This window comes from Corynebacterium sp. HMSC075D04 (genome assembly GCF_001815635.1).
GTDB classification, from domain to species: domain Bacteria; phylum Actinomycetota; class Actinomycetes; order Mycobacteriales; family Mycobacteriaceae; genus Corynebacterium; species Corynebacterium coyleae.
Genome location: NZ_KV821331.1, coordinates 1 through 16,203, shown reverse-complemented (window position 1 = coordinate 16,203; position 16,203 = coordinate 1). Strand labels below are relative to the sequence as shown.

Here is a 16,203-nt window from a genome sequence, read left to right as displayed (position 1 = left end):
CACAAACGGCTACACCACTTCACGGGACTTGACCGAGCGCGAAGCGCCCGCAGCTGAAATTGTTAGCTACGAGATCGCTTACCGCATGGAAAAGGTCTATGGGTGGCTCCTCGACCCAAACGGACACCAAGTAGGACATGTTCCTCTGGAGTTGGCCTAGTCAGTTTTCTTTTCAGAAGATATCGGCCCCGTCCTTGCCCCTCAGTAGTGCTCCACCGCGTACATCACGACGCCTTGGTACAGATCACCGTCCACTGGCAGCGAGTGTCCGACGAACTGTGAGCGAACCACCTCGAACACGTTGGAGGTTCCACGGTTCGAAAGTGCGTCATCGAGTGAGCGGGCGAGTTCTTCCTCAACAGTAGAAGCACCAGCGTGCATGAGCATTACATCGAGAAGGTCCTGGATACGACGTTCAACCGGCGACTCGTCCTGGGGTTCTTCCGCACCACCGATGAGCGCGTCGTCCGGCACTGCGATCCCGCGCGCCTTGTCCTCCATCGCAGCAACGGCAAGACGAGACATTGCTGCGGTGAGAACGTTCAGCGCGTCTTCGCCACCGAGCATGAGGTTAGTGAACTGCTCGTGCTCAGCATCGGCACCCAAGATTGCGGAAAGCACTTTGTCGCGAAGTTTCGGTGACTTTGCCAACGCCTCCTGCGGGTTCTTGGTGGCAAGGGCTTCCACTTCTTCGTCGTTAGCCAACGCCTCCCACACGGCATGAACCATGCGGGTATTCGCCGAGTTGGACATGTCGATGCCTGCAGCGGAGAACAGCTCGTTGACCTGCTCCACTGCTTCGCGGAATGCACCTTGCAGTGGATCCCCTGCCCCACCGGTAGAGACACGTCCATCAAACCCTGGAACAGGGAGAGGTGCCCGCGAATCCTCGATGTTGAGTTTCAGCTCAACGCCTGTTTCAACGTCACCCATGACCGCGGTCTTCACTACCTCGACGCCGGTGACGTAGTCCTCCTCGCGTGCTTTCTTGCCAAGCTTGAGGTTGCGCGCGAGCAGGTCGGCGAAGATCGCACGCTTGTGCAGAGTGATGTCTTGGAAGTCGATGAACTGGCTCAAGAAGTCCCACGCGTGAACGTACTTCACCAGGTTCGCACGGAAATCTGTGGCCACTGCTTCGTTGTCTTTGTCCCTGGAGATCAAAGCACCTCCGTAGAACTCGGTCCACCGGGTAATGATTGGATCGATCCCGATTCGGATCAGGCTGTCTTTCTTTTTTACGTCAATGTCCCGGTCCATCACCGTGTCGGCGATCGCTTCCATCTCCTCGACGTCGTAGAACTGGGAGGTGTCCAGTACGCGAGCAAGATCTGCAAGTACGTCGGGGTCTACCTCGGTGTCAATAGACGCCTGCGAGTAGTACGGCTGGAATGAGTGAAGAATCGTTTCGGGGTCATTGACGAAGTCGACGACGAAGGTCTTGGTCTTATTCTTCGACGGCATCGTCCTGTTCAGACGCGAGAGCGTCTGCACCGCCATCACGCCGGACAGAGGCTTATCCACGTACATCGCTGACAGGCGAGGTTCATCAAAGCCGGTCTGATACTTGTTGGCCACGATGAGGAACTTGTACGCAGCACCGTCGAACATTTTCGTCGTTTCCATGCGACGCTGGCCCTCAGGTGCGTTCTCGTTGTTGAGGGAGGATTCCGTAACGATCTCCTCGATGTCCTCATCCTTGGACACGTCGAGCGAACCAGAGAACGCCACCAGTGCTTCGAGCCCGTGGTACTTCGGGTTGGACTTGATCACGTCCTGAACCGCCCGGAACCAGGTGTATGCGCTCATGCGGTCGTCGCAAACGACCATTGCTTTCGCGGTCGATCCGAGCAGGAAACGCACGTTGTTGTTGAAGTGCTCAACGGCCACTTCTGCCTTGGAGTGAATCGTCTTCTCGTGGGACCGAACGAAGTGCTTGAGTGCGGATTTTGCCTCGCCAAGAATGACGTCGTCTTCGCGGCCAAGTTGATCTTCGATCTTGGCGTAGAGCGACAGTGAGATGTAGTTCTGGAGCACGTCCAGGATGAAGTTCTCATCGATTGCCTGCGCCATGGAGTACAGGTCAAATGCCACGTACTTCTCTGGGTTGTCCGGGGACGGCTCGCCAAACACAGCAAGAGTCTTTGCCTTGGGCGTTGCGGTCAGCGCAACGAGGGTGACGTTCGACGAGCGGGCGACTGCCGAATCTCGCTGCTGCTGCAGACGGTCCTTTTCGGCACGCGTGAGCCCGCCAGATTGAGTCGAACCGGCAGGCTCGCTGAGCGCTGCCCCACCATCGAGCATCTCTTCGTCTTCAATATCCGCAGCCGCTCGCGTTGCCGCTTCCGCAAGCTCGTCGGGAGTATCCGACAATGTCTCGAGCAGCGTGCGCGATGCCTTGCCGTGTTGGGACGAGTGCGCTTCGTCGATAATCACGAGCCAGCGGCGGTTCCGCAGTTTCGGCGAACGGTCAATCGTTTGCGCCAGTGCCGGGAAGGTCTGCAGCGTACAGGACAAAATGCGCTTGCCCTGGGTGAGATAGTGGTTGAGTTTCTCGGACTTGGACGTGTCATCGCTAGTGATGTTGATGACCATGCCTTCAGAAGCCTGCAGCAGCGAGAGTCCATCCGCGACGTTCTTATCCAGCACGGTGCGATCCGTAACGACGATTACGCAATCGAAAAGTTTCGTACCGTCTTCATGGATCATCTTGTTGGCACGGTGCGCCAACCACGCAATCGTTTTCGTCTTGCCGGAACCCGCAGAGTGCTGGATCAAGTACCGCCGACCGGTGCCGTTGGTTGCAACATCGCTGGTGACGCGTTCAACAGAGCGCAATTGGTGGAAGCGCGGGAAGATCAGACGCCCCTCGTTGCCCTTCGTAGACGGCTCCCACAGTGCGTAATCCTTCAGGATGCGCAGCAGCAGATCTGGTGAGCACACCCAGTCCCACAGGTAGGAAACGTTGTACCCGTTGGGGTTGTCTGGGTTGCCAGCGCGGCCTTCCTCGGTTCCCTGGTTGAACGGAAGGAAGACAGTATCGGTGCCGTTGAGTTCCGTGGTCATCATGACTTCACGCGAGGACACCGCGAAGTGGACGAGACAGCGGCCGGGGTTGAGCAGCGGGCGGCTGGAGCGATTCGGCTTGCGGTCGTGCTTGTACTGCTTGACAGCATCGTCAATAGACTGCGTGTTGTCAGTCTTGAGTTCCATGGTGATGACGGGAATGCCGTTGACCAGCAGCACAAGGTCAATCTCGCCTAGGCCACCTTTTTCAAAGTGGACTTGCTGCAGCACGCGTAGGCGGTTTTCCTTCGCCTTGTCGATCACATCCGTCTTCGCCGAGTCATACGGGTAGAAGCCCGCCATGTCCGGGAAGTTCACGGTGCCAAGGTCTGTCTGTGTAAACGAGAACCCATCTCGCAACGTGCCCAGTAGTCCGCCGTTGACTTTCTTGGTGATGCCATCAAGAATCGGCGTGTAGTCGAGTTCCTTGGTCAGACGCTTCAGCAGCCGGTGCTCGCGAGACTTTCGCTCTGTATCGTTCGCAGACTCAGGAATCGCCCGCTCGTATTGCTCCGGATACTGGGACTTTAGCCAGTGGAGTACGTCCTCCGGGAAGAGTCCAAGTTCGGGGTCGAAGCCCTTGTCGTTGGCGCCCTCGTTCCAGATCCAACCTTGGCTGTTGAGAGAACGGCAGATGGTCAGTTCCATCGCTTCTTCAAGAATCGGGTTCACCATGATTAGACCTCTTTCCGCCCCGTTACGACTTCAGTGATCAGCGCAGTTTTGCGTGCTTTGAGGTTTTCGATGAGTTTGGTGGATTCCTCGATGAGGAAACTGGTATTTTCGAATTCACTGTCCAAACGATCCACGACTCGCTGTGCTTCGCTCTCGCTAAGCAACGGAACAGAAAAACTACCGACCTGATCAGCGCTTAAATGGGGCACGCTGATACCAGTAAAATCTGGTGTGATGTGATCTATGAAACGGGATGAACTTAGAGCATACGTGAACAAGCGGGTATAAGCGTCTGTACGCCCCTCAATCTTTAAAACTCGTTGCACGAGGTAACTTCCCTCAAATTCCTGCGGGATAGTAGCGACACGCACACCTGACTTGATGAATGGTCGATCCATCCCTAGTACGACATCACCTTCCCGAAGAACGAAACGCTCAGGAACTTCTATCGACCCATCGAAATACAGTGAGTCTGTTGGATCGATAATGCCAGGCTTGAGGTTCACACCTCGAAAAAGGAAAGTGCAATTCGGATCATCAGTGAACGACGTCGAGGGAAAAGCAAATCCTGGGACGAAGTCGGCTAAAAATTTTAGTGCAAGTCTAGGCACATTCTGATCAAAAATGCTGTCAATCAAGAGACGCTTTCTAACACCGAGTGAATTGACTAGTCCCTCAAACTCTTCGATCAGCGCGTCTATCTCGCTAATCTCCTTATCGAGATAGTCAGCGATACGGCGCTGGGTTTCGAGGTCAGGGAGGGGAATCATTAAGTTACTGATCGACGACTGGGTTAAAAAAGTTTGGTTGGTGCTTCCTGCGCTAAAATCCTCAAGTTCTTTTCTCTTGGTTTGTAGAATCCAACTCGCAAAAATCGGGTCGATTCGATCTGGGTCAAGGCGCACTAGCGCGATGTGACTATCGCATACAACCGGGGTGGAAGATCCCCTAAAAACTGCAGAGCGACCAATAGTTCCCGAGCCGAGAGCATTAATGAGTAGATCTCCAGGCTTTAAGTACATATCGTTAGAGACAGGAGTAGTTGTCGCGCTATGGAACCTAGCAAATTTGGGATCGATTAAGTTCCCGTCTCTCACACACTTCTGATTTAGAACCACCTGTTCATTCTCATCATCGGTTTACACGGGAGTAATGCCCCTGCCAATGTAGACGGCAAACAATCCCAGTTTAGTTTGTGGGAACTCAGTCATCGGAACGCACCTCCCCGAACATGGCATAGATGCGATCCAGGGAGCCAGCGATATCCGCATCCAACTCTTCCAAGGATCGGGACTCTTCCGGCTTGTAGAACAGGCGCGTCAACGGCAACTCCGTTCCCACCTTTGCCAAAGATTCGTCCCACTGCATATCCGGGACGAATGGGAGCACTTCGCGCTCCATGTGCTCGGACACGTCCTCTAAGTAAGGCACGCGCTCGATCACCTTGGAGGAAGCATCTACAACCGGGTTTCCCTTCTCGTCGAGGGAAGCGGGAGCATTCTCATCTTCCACAGCGAGTGCTTTCATAATGTGGCGAAGCAACGGCGCACTCATCTTCACACCATGCGTCTTGGCGGAATCTTTCAGCGCCTTCGGGAGGTTGTTGTACTCACACTCTTCCATTTCGCGGATGACGGCTTCATGTTCTGGGAATGCAGACTTGTGCTTCATCGCTTCTGCCACGGTTTCATCGGTGATGCTCACCGCATAGTGCGCCAACTTGAACATCGGCACATCGCGGTAAGTAAGTTCGTCAGCTGTCACGATGATGGAGCGCTCGCTCTCCTCGAAGTCCTTGTAGGTCTTCGTGATCTCGCGGATGTTGTCGTCCGTGAACTCGACGCGTTTATTACCCATCGATTTATGCATGGGAGCACACATCTCGGTCGCGTCGATGAACTGGATCTTGCCTCGGCGACGCGGTTCCTTGTTCCTGTCAAGAATCCAGATGTAGGTAGCAATGCCAGTGTTGTAGAACATGTCATTCGGCAGCGCGATGATCGCGTCCAGCACTTCAACGCCGCCTTGTGCACCGATCAAGTACTTGCGGATGCTGTCCGGACCGCTTTCCGCATCTCCGGTAAACAGTGGCGAGCCGTTAGTAACTACGGCGGCGCGTCCACCCTTCGTTGCCCCATCAGCGGCAGCGAGTTTGTGGGCGATGTGCATCAAGAACAGCATCTGTCCGTCGCTAACTGCGGGTAGCCCCTCCGCGAAACGTGGATCGCCCTGCTCCTGGAGCGCTTTGACGTCTTTCTGGAACGCCTTCCAGGAAGAGCCGTACGGCGGGTTCGCCATGATGTAGTCAAAGGTTTCATCGGCGAACTGATCGTTGGTCAGAGAGTTGCCAAACTTCAACACTTCTGGATTCTTGAACCCCTGCATGAGCAGGTCAGACTTGCCCATAGCGAAGGAAGATTCCTTGAGCTCTTGTCCTGCAATGACGATCTCAATACCTGGGTTGATTGCGCGCAGCGCGTCACGCGCAGCGATGAGCATGCCGCAGGTACCAGCAGTGGGGTCATAGACGGAACGGATAATGCCGTCTTCTTCCAGTTCCGCGTCATCCGAGGTGAACAGGATGGACGTCATCAGGCGAATCGCATCGCGCGGGGTATAGAACTCACCGGCGTCTTTCGCCTTTCGGGCAAACGAGCGATACATCAGGTTCTCGAAGATGTCGCCCATCGTCTGGTCTTGAAGCGCCTCGTCGGACATGTCGATGGACGCAAAGTGGTTCACCACATTCCAGAGTTGGTTATTACGGTCGAGGAAGTCGATGAGTTTCTCAAACTCGAACGCTTTCCAGATCTCTTGGATATTTGCAGAGAACGCCCTGAGGTACTGCTCCAGTCCTTCCTTCAACGTGTCGTCGGAAGTAGCCAGGCGCTCGAGAGACAACTCCGAGGTGTTCCAAAAGCGAAGCTTGAACATGCTCTCGATCATGAGGTTCACGATCGAAGGGTCTGTTCCCTTCACGTTCTCCCGGTGAACAAGATCCAAAACGTCTTTCTTCGTCGATTCCAGTCGCCCCTCGAGACGGCGCAGCACCGTGAACGGAATGATGTAGTCACCGTAATTCTCGGCCGGGACAATCAGCCGCAGGTAATCATCTGCGGTCTGCCAAATGACAGCATTGAGGCTGTTGACCTTGGCAGTTTGCTTCGGCGTGATCGAATCGAGGATCTCTGAGGTGTCAGTCATCGTTGCTTCCTTATGAATCTGTAGACGCCTGATTGTCCCACAGGAATCACTCATTTTCAGGCAACAAATATTGGTGTTTCACCGCACGAGCGGGAGGTTTGCAGCGCAGTACCGCTAGCCAAACAAACCCCTGCACGCTCCCCCGTTGTACGCGTGAACACATTTCTCTTTACCTTCCTGCAAATCACAAATTAAGGCAGGCTTTGACTAGGCACGGGTAGTCGTCCTTCACGTGGCGTACGGGGATAAACCACAAAGCAAGAAGCGCAAGTGCGGCGATCACCCCTGCTGGAACGGAGTAGAACACGAGCCATCCGCCCACCCCAAACAGAATCCGCCCTACTGCAAAGAACGCCGCCCCTAACAGGCTCAGGATAAGCGCCGCGACGGAGTTGATACGGACATTCCGGCAGTTCATGCACCACATCATACGGCGGAAGCCATGGGCTGTATCTCAATCAGCCAAAGTGACGAGGCAGCGAATGAGGCGCCTTAGAGCAGCACAACGATGACCACCAGCACTGTGATGGCAGCGTCCAGAAGTCCGACGATCTTCGGCGTCCATGGCTTCTCACGACGTGCGCCGGTGATCGGCATCAGCGTCGCCCGCGCGAGCAACACGACGGCCACGACGATGATCGCTGGGTGGAAAGGATGCCCGCCGGTTACGAGCACGGCGACGACGGCAGCGACAAGCACGACGACGTGATAGCTCACCGACCCGATGAACCAGGGCCTGGAGCCGCGTTCACGGATGAGCGTCTTCACGTAGGGCACAGTGCCGACGAAGTACGCCAGGTACACGGCAAATGCGGCCCACGCCTCCACATCCAGGCCTCCCCCGGCCCAGGCGGCCACCGGCAGGATGAGGCAGGCTGCTACGACAGTGGAAACACCCGACAACAGCGACCTCGGACGCCGCTTCCATGCCTCGAATACGGCTATGGCCACCAACGGTGCGAACGCCGGGACCCACATGAGAAGCCGCCAGTCGAAGATCAGCGTTGTCACACCCGCGACCGCCGCGAGCGACCCGTAGACCAAGACCGGGGGCCGGTTGCGTTCACGGAAGCGCGAACGGATCCAGACGCTGCCGGCGAAAAAGGTGAAATAGCCGAGCCACCAGGTCAGCAACAGAGGAATCGCAGTCCACGACGGCGCCAGAATGACGCCGGTGATAGCGGGGACAGTGACCATAAACCAGGCGCCGTGTTGGTCGGGCACCCAACCGGGTGAGCGTCGGCGTGTGCGGGGGTTGCGCGACACGCTACGCTGCGCCTGGCTCTTCGACATGTTTTCACCCTACTGATGCGAATCTGTGATGGGCAATTGGCGTGGTCTTTTCCGTCGATTCGAAGCACCCGGCACCGTCGCGCGCTTCAGGCCATTCGCGTCCTAAAAACCACAAAGCCCCGACCCAAAGTGGATGAGACGAGGTGGCAGGCCTAGCGTTAGTCCTATGACGTTGCCAAAGTTCGGTCCCGCTTGGGCCGGCGCTTTAATGGGAACCTCGATTGCGTCGAGTTTGACTGAGTTACATGGATTTCATGTAGCCCAGGTAGTTTTTGCGCTCATCGCGGCGGGGCTCCTTGTTGTGTTCACGGTCGGCGTGCGCAATGAGCCGCCGCGGCGCCAGAACATGGCGGCGTGAGGCATGTACGCGATGGGGCTGCTCGCGTGCGGCTCGGCGTGGACGGCACTCACGGGCAACGATGCGTTCCAGCTGATCAGCTGGTGGATCGGCGCGCCACTGGCCATCATCGTGTGCTTGTGGCAACTCTGGGGTTTGTGGAAGCAGTCCGCTCACTACACCGAGCCTGCGTTCCCGTGGGGCTTGGCGCTGGTGTCCCCGATGGTCGCCGCGACATCCGCCGGGCAGCTGGCCACCCATCACGGCGAGTTTTATCACTACGCGGGTGAGCTGTGCTTCTTCCTCACGTTCTTCACCGCGATCCCGCTCTTCCTCTACTGCTACTGATCCCGCACGCGCCCACGTGGCGCAGCCGCGGGTACAGCGTGGATTCCCCTCGGTGTTGTCGGCCAGTCGACGGCAGCATCGACATTGCTTTTCGACACTCACCTGTACGGCCTCATCATGTTCACCCTCGCCGTACCGTGTGTCCTCTATGCCATGTACTGCTTCTACGAGGCTGTCCTCCACTGGGCGCCCTACGGCCCTGGTTGGTGGGGCTCTACCTTCCCCGTGGGCACTCTGTGCTTGGGTGCTTGGGACGAAGGCTGGCACGCACTTTCCTTGGCGCTCCTCGTGCTCTTGCTCCTCCACTGGGGTGTCTGCGCGGTGCGCTTTGGCTCCTGGGAACTAAGCCAATCTGGTGCGAGATGAACTAGCTATCCGCGCTTCTCCGATGCCGTCGTCGTGGTGGTCCACGACTCGGCATAGCGGCCGCCCTTCGCCAGCAATTCATCGTGCGTGCCCCGTTCTGCGACCGTCCCGTCCTCCGAAAGCACGACGATGAGGTCGGCATCGCGGATGGTGTGCAGGCGATGGGCGACGACGATCACAGTGTGATCGCCGCGCAACGCCTCAATCGTGCCGACGATCGCCCGCTCAGTGGCCGCATCCAGCGAGGACGTCGGCTCGTCGAGAAGCACCACCGGGGAATCCTTCAGAAGCGCCCGGGCGATGGCGAGGCGCTGCCGCTCACCTCCCGACAGCAGCGTCCCCTCTTCCCCCACTGGGGTATCCCACCCGGAAGGCAGCAGCTCCACGATGCGGTCCACCCCGGAACGCCGGGCGGCCTCGCGCAAGCGGTCCCCGTCACCGGGCCTGGAACCGAATCCGGGGTCGGCGAAGACCACGTTGTCCCGCACGGACGCGTCGAAAAGGAACGTCTCCTGGAACACCGGGGTCACCAGCGAGTTCACGCCGTCGGTGCCGATCCGAGGCAAGGGCACCCCGCCGATGAGGATCTCCCCCGAGTCCGGATCGTGAAAACGCGACAGCAGCCGCATGACCGTCGTCTTGCCCGACCCCGACGGTCCCACTACGGCAACCAGCGCTCCCTGAGGTGCACGGAAGCTGACGTCGTCGAGAACCTTCTTATCTCCGTACCCGAAGCTCACACCGCGGAACTCCACGTCATGCCCGTCGGGCAGCTCCGGTGCGGCAGGTTCAGGAAGGGCGGGGATTGCCCGCAGGTCACGCAACGCAGCCAACGTGTTGCGGCCCGCACCGAAACCGCCGGACAACGCTCCCGCCGTGGTGATCGGTCCGGTGAACTGGACGAGCACGATGAGCATCGGCGCCAAATGCGCCGGCGCCATCCCGCCCGTCGCGGCGACTGCCACGGCGACGATCACCGCCGCCGTGAACACCGCATGGACGACCGAACCCAACCGTCCGATGGCCGCCCCCTGCGTCGACGTCGCCTTCGCGAACGCATCGTGCTGGGCCTGGATAGCCTCATCCACCATCGCGTCCGCCGCCGAACCGTCGCCCGCGGCGCGAATCGCCTGCTGGCCGCGGGTGAACTCGATCAGCCTGCTGGAGACGGCAGCGACGGCCTCAGCATGCGCTTCGTCCGACTCCCCGCCGACCCGGCCAATGGCCCGGTAGGCGAAGAAGAGCACCGGCGCCGACGCGACAAGAACCAAACCGACGCGCCAATCCACCGCCAGAATTCCGAAGGCGATGACGGTCGGCGTAACCACCGCGGCGATGACGGGCCGCAGGATCACGTGCGGCACGGACGCCGCGAACGCGATACCCGACGACGCCATCTCCGAAAAGCGGCCGGCCGTGGACTTGGTGACGTACCCGAGTGGCAACGTCAGCACGCGTTCGCCCAGGGAACGCAGCAGGGACGAAAGCACCGCTGCGGAATTCGCCCTGCCAACTGTCCCCGCGGCGAGGGACAGCACCGCATGGGCGGCCGCGAGGCCGGCGATGACGCCGGTGAAACGCCACGCCGTCGCATCATCTCCCTCGGCCAGAGCCGACAGCAGCGGCAGCAGCGCGACGAACGCCGCTCCCTGGGCCAGCGCGGCAAGCGTGGCCAACGCAATGAGCCACACCAGCGTCATTCTCGAGCGCCGATCCGTCATCGACCACAAGTCTCGAATCATCGGTTCCCCACCTTTTCATCGTCTGATTCAGTACCCCGCGGGGCGGATGGTTCGTCGTCGAGCGTGAACGCGCGCCACAAATCCCGGTAGCGGCCACCGCGCGCAAGCAACTCGTCGTGGGTACCCGCCTCCGCGACCGCTCCCCCATCGAGAACGAGGATGCGGTCGGCGTTGCGGATCGTGCTCAACCTGTGCGCGATCACAATCACCGTCCGCGAACGGGCCAAACGCTCGATTGCGGACTGGATGAGGGCCTCGGAAGCCGGATCCGCGTAAGCGGTTGCCTCGTCGAAGATGAGCACCGGCGCGTCCGTGACGATCGACCTCGCGATGGCTACGCGCTGCGCCTCACCACCGGAAAAGGTCACGTCGACGTTGACCACCGAATCCAGGCGCTTCGGCAGCGCCGCGATGACCGCATCGAGGTTCGCGAGCTTCGCGGCCGCCATGATTTCGTCGTCGGTGGCGTCTCTCCTGGCCAGCCGGATGTTCTCCCGCAACGGCAGCGTGAACAACTGCGGATCTTGGAACACCACCGACACCGAGCGGTGCACGTCGCGCACGGCGATGTCGCGAAGATCGACGCCGCCCAGCAGCACCGAGCCTTCAGCAGGGTCGTGGAAACGCGCCAACAGCCGGGCGACGGTGGACTTTCCGGAACCGGAGGACCCCACCAGCGCAGTGAGGGTCCCTGGTTCGAACGTCGCGGACATCCCGTCGAGGACCCGCGGCCCATCGCCGTAGGAGAAGACCAGGTTCCGGACCTCGAGCGCGCCTCCGCGCGCGGGCACCGGATCGGCGGGCTCGGCGATCGGCGGCGTGCTCAGTACCTCCGCGATGGACTTCAGGGCAGCGATCCCCGCGATGATGGGTTCGGAGTTCATGGCCACCCGCACGATCGCCGCGGAGAGTCCAAGGCTGAGAACCAGCCCGGCGACGAGACCCTCCGGTATGCCGCCCGCGGCGTCCCTCAGAGCGAGGCCGGCCCCGCACACCACTGCGAGAACTGTGGTCGGGGACGTCACCACGTCGATGAGCCCGAGATAGATGTTCGACTGCCGGGACCAGGCGGACCACGCGCGGACGAACGACAACGCCGCGGCATCGTAGCGACCCGCGCCCTGGTTAGCGCGCCCGAAGGACTTCATCACCGGGATACCGCGCACCAGCTCGATGACCGCGGCCGTCACTCCTTCGGAGGCTCGCTCGTAGTCGCGCTGAAGAGCGGCTCCGCGCGAAATCATCACGCCCATCAGGGCGAAGGTGACCAGCACCGGGACGACCGCCACCACCGCGATCCGCCAATCCACCACGACGAGCGCGATGAGGGAAAGCAGGGGAACCAGCACCGCCACCACGGTCTCACCGACGGTGTGGCCCATGAGCTGGTGGACAGCCGCGACGTCCTTCTCAACCGACTCGATGATTCCCGACGAGCGCCGGGCGTCCAGCCAGCCCAGCGGTAACTTCCGGATTTGGGCGACCAGCCGGCGCCGGAGGTGGAGCTGCAGGTCGTTATCCGCCCGGTGCGAGAGCATGCCGGCGGCGCCGTCTGCGGCCATGCGCACCGTTGCGGCGACGACGATGACAGCCACGGCCAACCACGTCCGATGCTCCGGGGCCTCCGGGTACGTCATCGCGATGTCGATGATGCCGACCAGCGAAGCGACGGTAGCCACCGACGACAGGACAGATAACGCGACCACCGCCCGCATCCGGGTCCGAATCGGGGCGAGCAGCGACCACGGGCCTACGGTCCCGTCCACAGCGCTCACTTGCCCGCCTCCCCGATCGCGCTTTTCTTCGTGAGAGTGCGGAAGTACACCATGCCGACGTGTGAGGCTCCGCCCAGCTTCAACCCGTTGGCTTCGGCGAGGTCCTCGACCTCGCTGCCCGGCGACCCTGCCGAGCGGCGCGAGGACGTCGGCGACGTGGAATTCCGTCCGGCCCCGAGCCCTTCGACGGCGGCGTCCATCGGTTCACGCGCATAGCGGCTGAGGAACCTCGGCTGGACCTTGTCCTCGTAGGCCGCGAGGAGTCTGAGGTTGTTCTGGACGATCTGGGCAATCGACTTCATCTGGTTCTGTCTCCGGGTGTGTGGGCCGCGTCCACGCGGCGGTTTCAGGTTAGGTGATCGGGTTCGCGGGCCGTCGTCGGCGGTGCCGCCCCCTCTCGGCCGACTCGTCGACTCATTGGTCGCTGTGGTGGGTTCATCAGTCACAAGCGGCACTGTGTTGCCCTCTCAGAAGATAATAACCATTATTACGTTAGGTTAGCCTAACCTCGCATGCGACTCAAGCCCCGTCTCGTGCGTTTGATAGACATTGCTGAAACCGAGATCGCGCAAAACCAGCACACCATTGAGTGACGCGTGGACGAAGACTCAGGATGGGCGCAAGAATCCGCAGGCGTTTTTAACAATCTTCTCGGTGAATCAGCCTGTAAATCCGGGGAATCCCCGTACTCAGGGGACGATCACTACCCCGCTGGAGTGGGAGCAGAAGGCTTCTCCGGATAAGCGCTCTGGTAATGGCCCGAAACCGAAGGTGCGGGCGTGTCCCAAAATGGCACGGCTATGGATCCGGCGCTCGGTCAAGGGGTTCCAGCGCCCTTTCACCGCCATCGACCATAAAGAAGCCAGCTAGGGAGAGAAACACCATGACCGCGATGAAGGCCCAGGATTCGCGCCATCCGAAGGCTTTGTATTGCCTTGTCTCTGGGCCTGTCTCTGGGCCTGTCTCCGGGCTTTCCGTCACACTGCTCATCCTCTTGCAACAGCACATCCCCCCTCGCTCATGATCAGAAACAGCCTATAGTTGACGTGTCACAAACTTTTCACGCGATAAGGGAGGACACGATGACTACAGACGCACAGAAGGACTGGGCAGGCGATGCCCAGAACGCCTCAACAGACGGCGAGTTCAAGCGGGATACGAACTATATCGGTGACCGCATTGTGTCGTCGATAAGCAATGAAGCTTCGCACTGGCCCGTGCAGCCGCACCGCTACCGTCTCATCGCCGCACGTGCCTGCCCATGGGCGCATCGCGCTGTCATCGTGCGGCGCCTGATGGGGCTGGAAGATGTGATCTCCTTGGGCCTGGCTGGCCCGACTCACGACAAGCGCTCCTGGACCTTCGACTTGGATCCGGGCGGCGTGGACCCCGTGCTACAGATCCCCCGCCTGCAGGATGCATACTTCGCACGCTTTCCCGACTACCCGCGCGGCATCACCGTGCCGACAATCGTGGAAGAAGCAAGCGGCAAGGTGGTGACGAACGATTACAACTCCATGGTCCGCGACTTCCAAACCGAGTGGACCGCCTACCACCGCCCCGGCGCCCCGAACCTGCTGCCACCGGAAGAGCTGCGCGAAGAGGCGGAGGCGATCAACGACTTCCTCTTCCGCAAGTTCAACAACGGCGTGTACCGCGCCGGATTCTCAGCCTCCCAAGACGCCTACGAAGAAGCCTACGACGACGTGTTTGAGGTCCTCGACTGGCTCGAAGACCGCCTAGCCAACCACCGCTTCATCATGGGTGAACACATCACAGAGACCGACATCCGCGCCTACACCACCCTCATCCGCTTCGATGCCGTCTACCACGGCCACTTCAAGACAAACCGCAACAAGATCACCGAACTCCCAAACGTCTACGGCTACCTCCGCGAGCTGTTTCAAACCCCCGGCTTCGGCGACACCACCGACTTCACGGAGATCAAACAGCACTACTACATCGTCCACCGCGAAGTGAACCCCACCCGGATCGTCCCCTCCGGGCCCGACCTTTCCGGCCTCACCCAACCCCACGGCCGCGACCATCTCCCGGGCTCCCCCTTCGCCGCAGGCACCACCCTCCCCGGCCCACTGCCCGAATCCGAGAAGCTGAAGAACCCCACGGATTTCCAACGGGAGCTCTTCGGGCTGGAGTAGGTCTTCTGGGGGTAAGGGCCAGAAAGTGTGTCTGGGATCGGGGATTTTTAGGTTCTGACCTGTAGGGTAGCGTGAAATATATGCTTTGGGAGCATATATCTGGCCTCAACACGGTGAATCCCCGGTGTGGCTGCCAGTCTGTGGTAGTAGGCGGTGGTGTGGTGGCTCAATGCCAAAGAACCGACCACGCTGCTACTGCGGCGGTGATACCAAACGCAATGGAACAACCAGCAAAGGCACTACCCGATGGGCGATGTAAGGCCGTGGAGCCTCAGTCAATAAAAGTCGGCCAGATGTCACAGTAGCAGACCACCAGCCCCGTTAGACCCCATGCGTAGCTGTATCCCCACTATGCACAGTCTTTCACTTGCACACTTGGCAAGCATTAGACTTGCAATTAAGGCAAGTATTACACTTGCCTTAATTGCAAGCCAGTGAAGTTGACGTTAGGGAGAAGAACGATGAGCGACGACCTTAAGATCATTCACGACGTTCAAAAGCGCACCACGTGGACGCAGAGCTGGTGGGCGGTGGCGATAGTGGCGCTTGGCGCCGGCGGCGGTATCGCGCTATTCAAGCTGTCATGGTGGTACGGCCTCGCGGTTCTTGTACCGACGTTCGTTCTGGGCTATCTCCTCAAAGATAAGATTGCGAACCCCTTCGTTCGGGTCAATCCCAATATGGGGCCGAGTAATGATCGCGCCACCTGGTCACGAGTACTGCTGCCAGGTGCCATGATGTTCTCCACCGTGCCGACGCCTGATACTTGGCCGTGGATGATTGTCTGCGGCGTCGTTGTTTCTACGGCGACGGCATGGATGTTGTATGAGAACCGCAACGCCGCCGTAAAGGGCGTCAATGTCTAAGGATCCTTCACCACGCCCAGCAAAGCTGGATCCGGTCATCCACCCCATCAATCGGCTTAAAATTTGTGCCACGCTGTTCCATTCAGGCGCAACCGGCGGCAGGCAGATGAAATACGCCGTGCTTGCAGAGCTCACCGAGCTTCCTGCCGATACGCTTTCCAAGCAGTTGAAACATCTTGAGGACAGCGGCTATATCAGCCGCACCCGCGAATATGGCTCCACGCGCGCGAAAGACGCCGTCTGGGTCGCGTTGACCCAGACTGGAACAGAAGCCTATGCACAGCACGTTGCGGCGCTTAAAGCCATGACAGAGGGCTCATAGATTGGGTCAAGTCCCGTGAAGTGGTGTAGCCGTTTGTGCTTTCGGCTCGGTAT

12 protein-coding genes and 1 pseudogene are annotated in these 16,203 nt (G+C 59.5%); 5 read left to right on the top strand and 8 right to left on the bottom strand.

All coding sequences use genetic code 11. From position 1 onward, the window contains the following. Positions 1 to 201: 201 nt before the first annotated feature. From HMPREF3048_RS04335 to HMPREF3048_RS04315, 5 genes are all read right to left on the bottom strand, one after another. Positions 202 to 3,738, bottom strand: a complete 3,537-nt coding sequence (locus HMPREF3048_RS04335) for a type I restriction endonuclease subunit R (protein WP_070771298.1) — start codon at positions 3,736 to 3,738, stop codon at positions 202 to 204. Positions 3,739 to 3,740: 2 nt separating this feature from the next. Continuing rightward, positions 3,741 to 4,760: a restriction endonuclease subunit S gene (locus HMPREF3048_RS04330; RefSeq protein ID WP_083316731.1), complete on the bottom strand. Its 1,020-nt coding sequence runs from the start codon at positions 4,758 to 4,760 to the stop codon at positions 3,741 to 3,743. Between the two features lie 181 nt (positions 4,761 to 4,941). After that, entirely contained in the window at positions 4,942 to 6,942 is a 2,001-nt protein-coding gene (locus tag HMPREF3048_RS04325) for a type I restriction-modification system subunit M (RefSeq protein WP_070771296.1), read from the bottom strand. 184 nt (positions 6,943 to 7,126) lie between these two features. After that, positions 7,127 to 7,360, bottom strand: coding sequence for a hypothetical protein (locus tag HMPREF3048_RS04320; protein ID WP_141743406.1), 234 nt, complete (start codon positions 7,358 to 7,360; stop codon positions 7,127 to 7,129). 74 nt (positions 7,361 to 7,434) lie between these two features. Then, positions 7,435 to 8,235, bottom strand: coding sequence for a YwiC-like family protein (locus tag HMPREF3048_RS04315; protein WP_371326163.1), 801 nt, complete (start codon positions 8,233 to 8,235; stop codon positions 7,435 to 7,437). A gap of 166 nt (positions 8,236 to 8,401) precedes the next feature. Here HMPREF3048_RS04315 and HMPREF3048_RS12505 point away from each other — a divergent pair, with 166 nt between their 5' ends. Together HMPREF3048_RS12505 and HMPREF3048_RS04310 are read left to right on the top strand one after the other, a co-directional pair. Then, a complete protein-coding gene (locus tag HMPREF3048_RS12505; protein WP_244268691.1) occupies positions 8,402 to 8,593 on the top strand; it encodes a hypothetical protein in 192 nt (63 codons plus the stop codon). Between the two features lie 3 nt (positions 8,594 to 8,596). Then, a pseudogene (locus tag HMPREF3048_RS04310) lies at positions 8,597 to 9,286 on the top strand (hypothetical protein). Between the two features lie 5 nt (positions 9,287 to 9,291). On the opposite strand, the gene HMPREF3048_RS04305 reads toward HMPREF3048_RS04310, so the two are convergent. The 3 genes from HMPREF3048_RS04305 to HMPREF3048_RS04295 are packed head-to-tail and all read right to left on the bottom strand — an operon-like array spanning position 9,292 to position 13,105. Continuing rightward, the gene (locus HMPREF3048_RS04305; RefSeq protein ID WP_070771295.1) at positions 9,292 to 11,028 is read right to left on the bottom strand and encodes an ABC transporter ATP-binding protein; all 1,737 of its coding nucleotides are present in this window, start codon (positions 11,026 to 11,028) and stop codon (positions 9,292 to 9,294) included. Continuing rightward, complete coding sequence (locus tag HMPREF3048_RS04300) at positions 11,025 to 12,794, bottom strand: ABC transporter ATP-binding protein (protein WP_246818843.1); 1,770 nt, start codon at positions 12,792 to 12,794, stop codon at positions 11,025 to 11,027. The genes HMPREF3048_RS04305 and HMPREF3048_RS04300 overlap by 4 nt, the downstream gene beginning before the upstream one ends. Before the next feature lie 5 nt (positions 12,795 to 12,799). Further along, positions 12,800 to 13,105: a hypothetical protein gene (locus tag HMPREF3048_RS04295; RefSeq protein WP_070569688.1), complete on the bottom strand. Its 306-nt coding sequence runs from the start codon at positions 13,103 to 13,105 to the stop codon at positions 12,800 to 12,802. A gap of 780 nt (positions 13,106 to 13,885) precedes the next feature. On the opposite strand from HMPREF3048_RS04295, the gene HMPREF3048_RS04285 reads away from it, so the two are divergent. The 3 genes from HMPREF3048_RS04285 (at position 13,886) to HMPREF3048_RS04275 (ending at position 16,150) form a co-directional block, all read left to right on the top strand. Continuing rightward, a complete protein-coding gene (locus HMPREF3048_RS04285; protein ID WP_070422686.1) occupies positions 13,886 to 14,962 on the top strand; it encodes a glutathione S-transferase family protein in 1,077 nt (358 codons plus the stop codon). A 461-nt stretch (positions 14,963 to 15,423) separates the two neighbouring features. Continuing rightward, positions 15,424 to 15,828 carry a hypothetical protein gene (locus tag HMPREF3048_RS04280; protein ID WP_070422685.1) on the top strand — a complete coding sequence of 135 codons (405 nt, stop codon included), beginning with the start codon at positions 15,424 to 15,426 and terminating at the stop codon, positions 15,826 to 15,828. Further along, a complete protein-coding gene (locus HMPREF3048_RS04275) occupies positions 15,821 to 16,150 on the top strand; it encodes a transcriptional regulator (RefSeq protein ID WP_070422684.1) in 330 nt (109 codons plus the stop codon). The genes HMPREF3048_RS04280 and HMPREF3048_RS04275 overlap by 8 nt, the downstream gene beginning before the upstream one ends. The last annotated feature ends 53 nt before the right edge of the window (positions 16,151 to 16,203 follow it).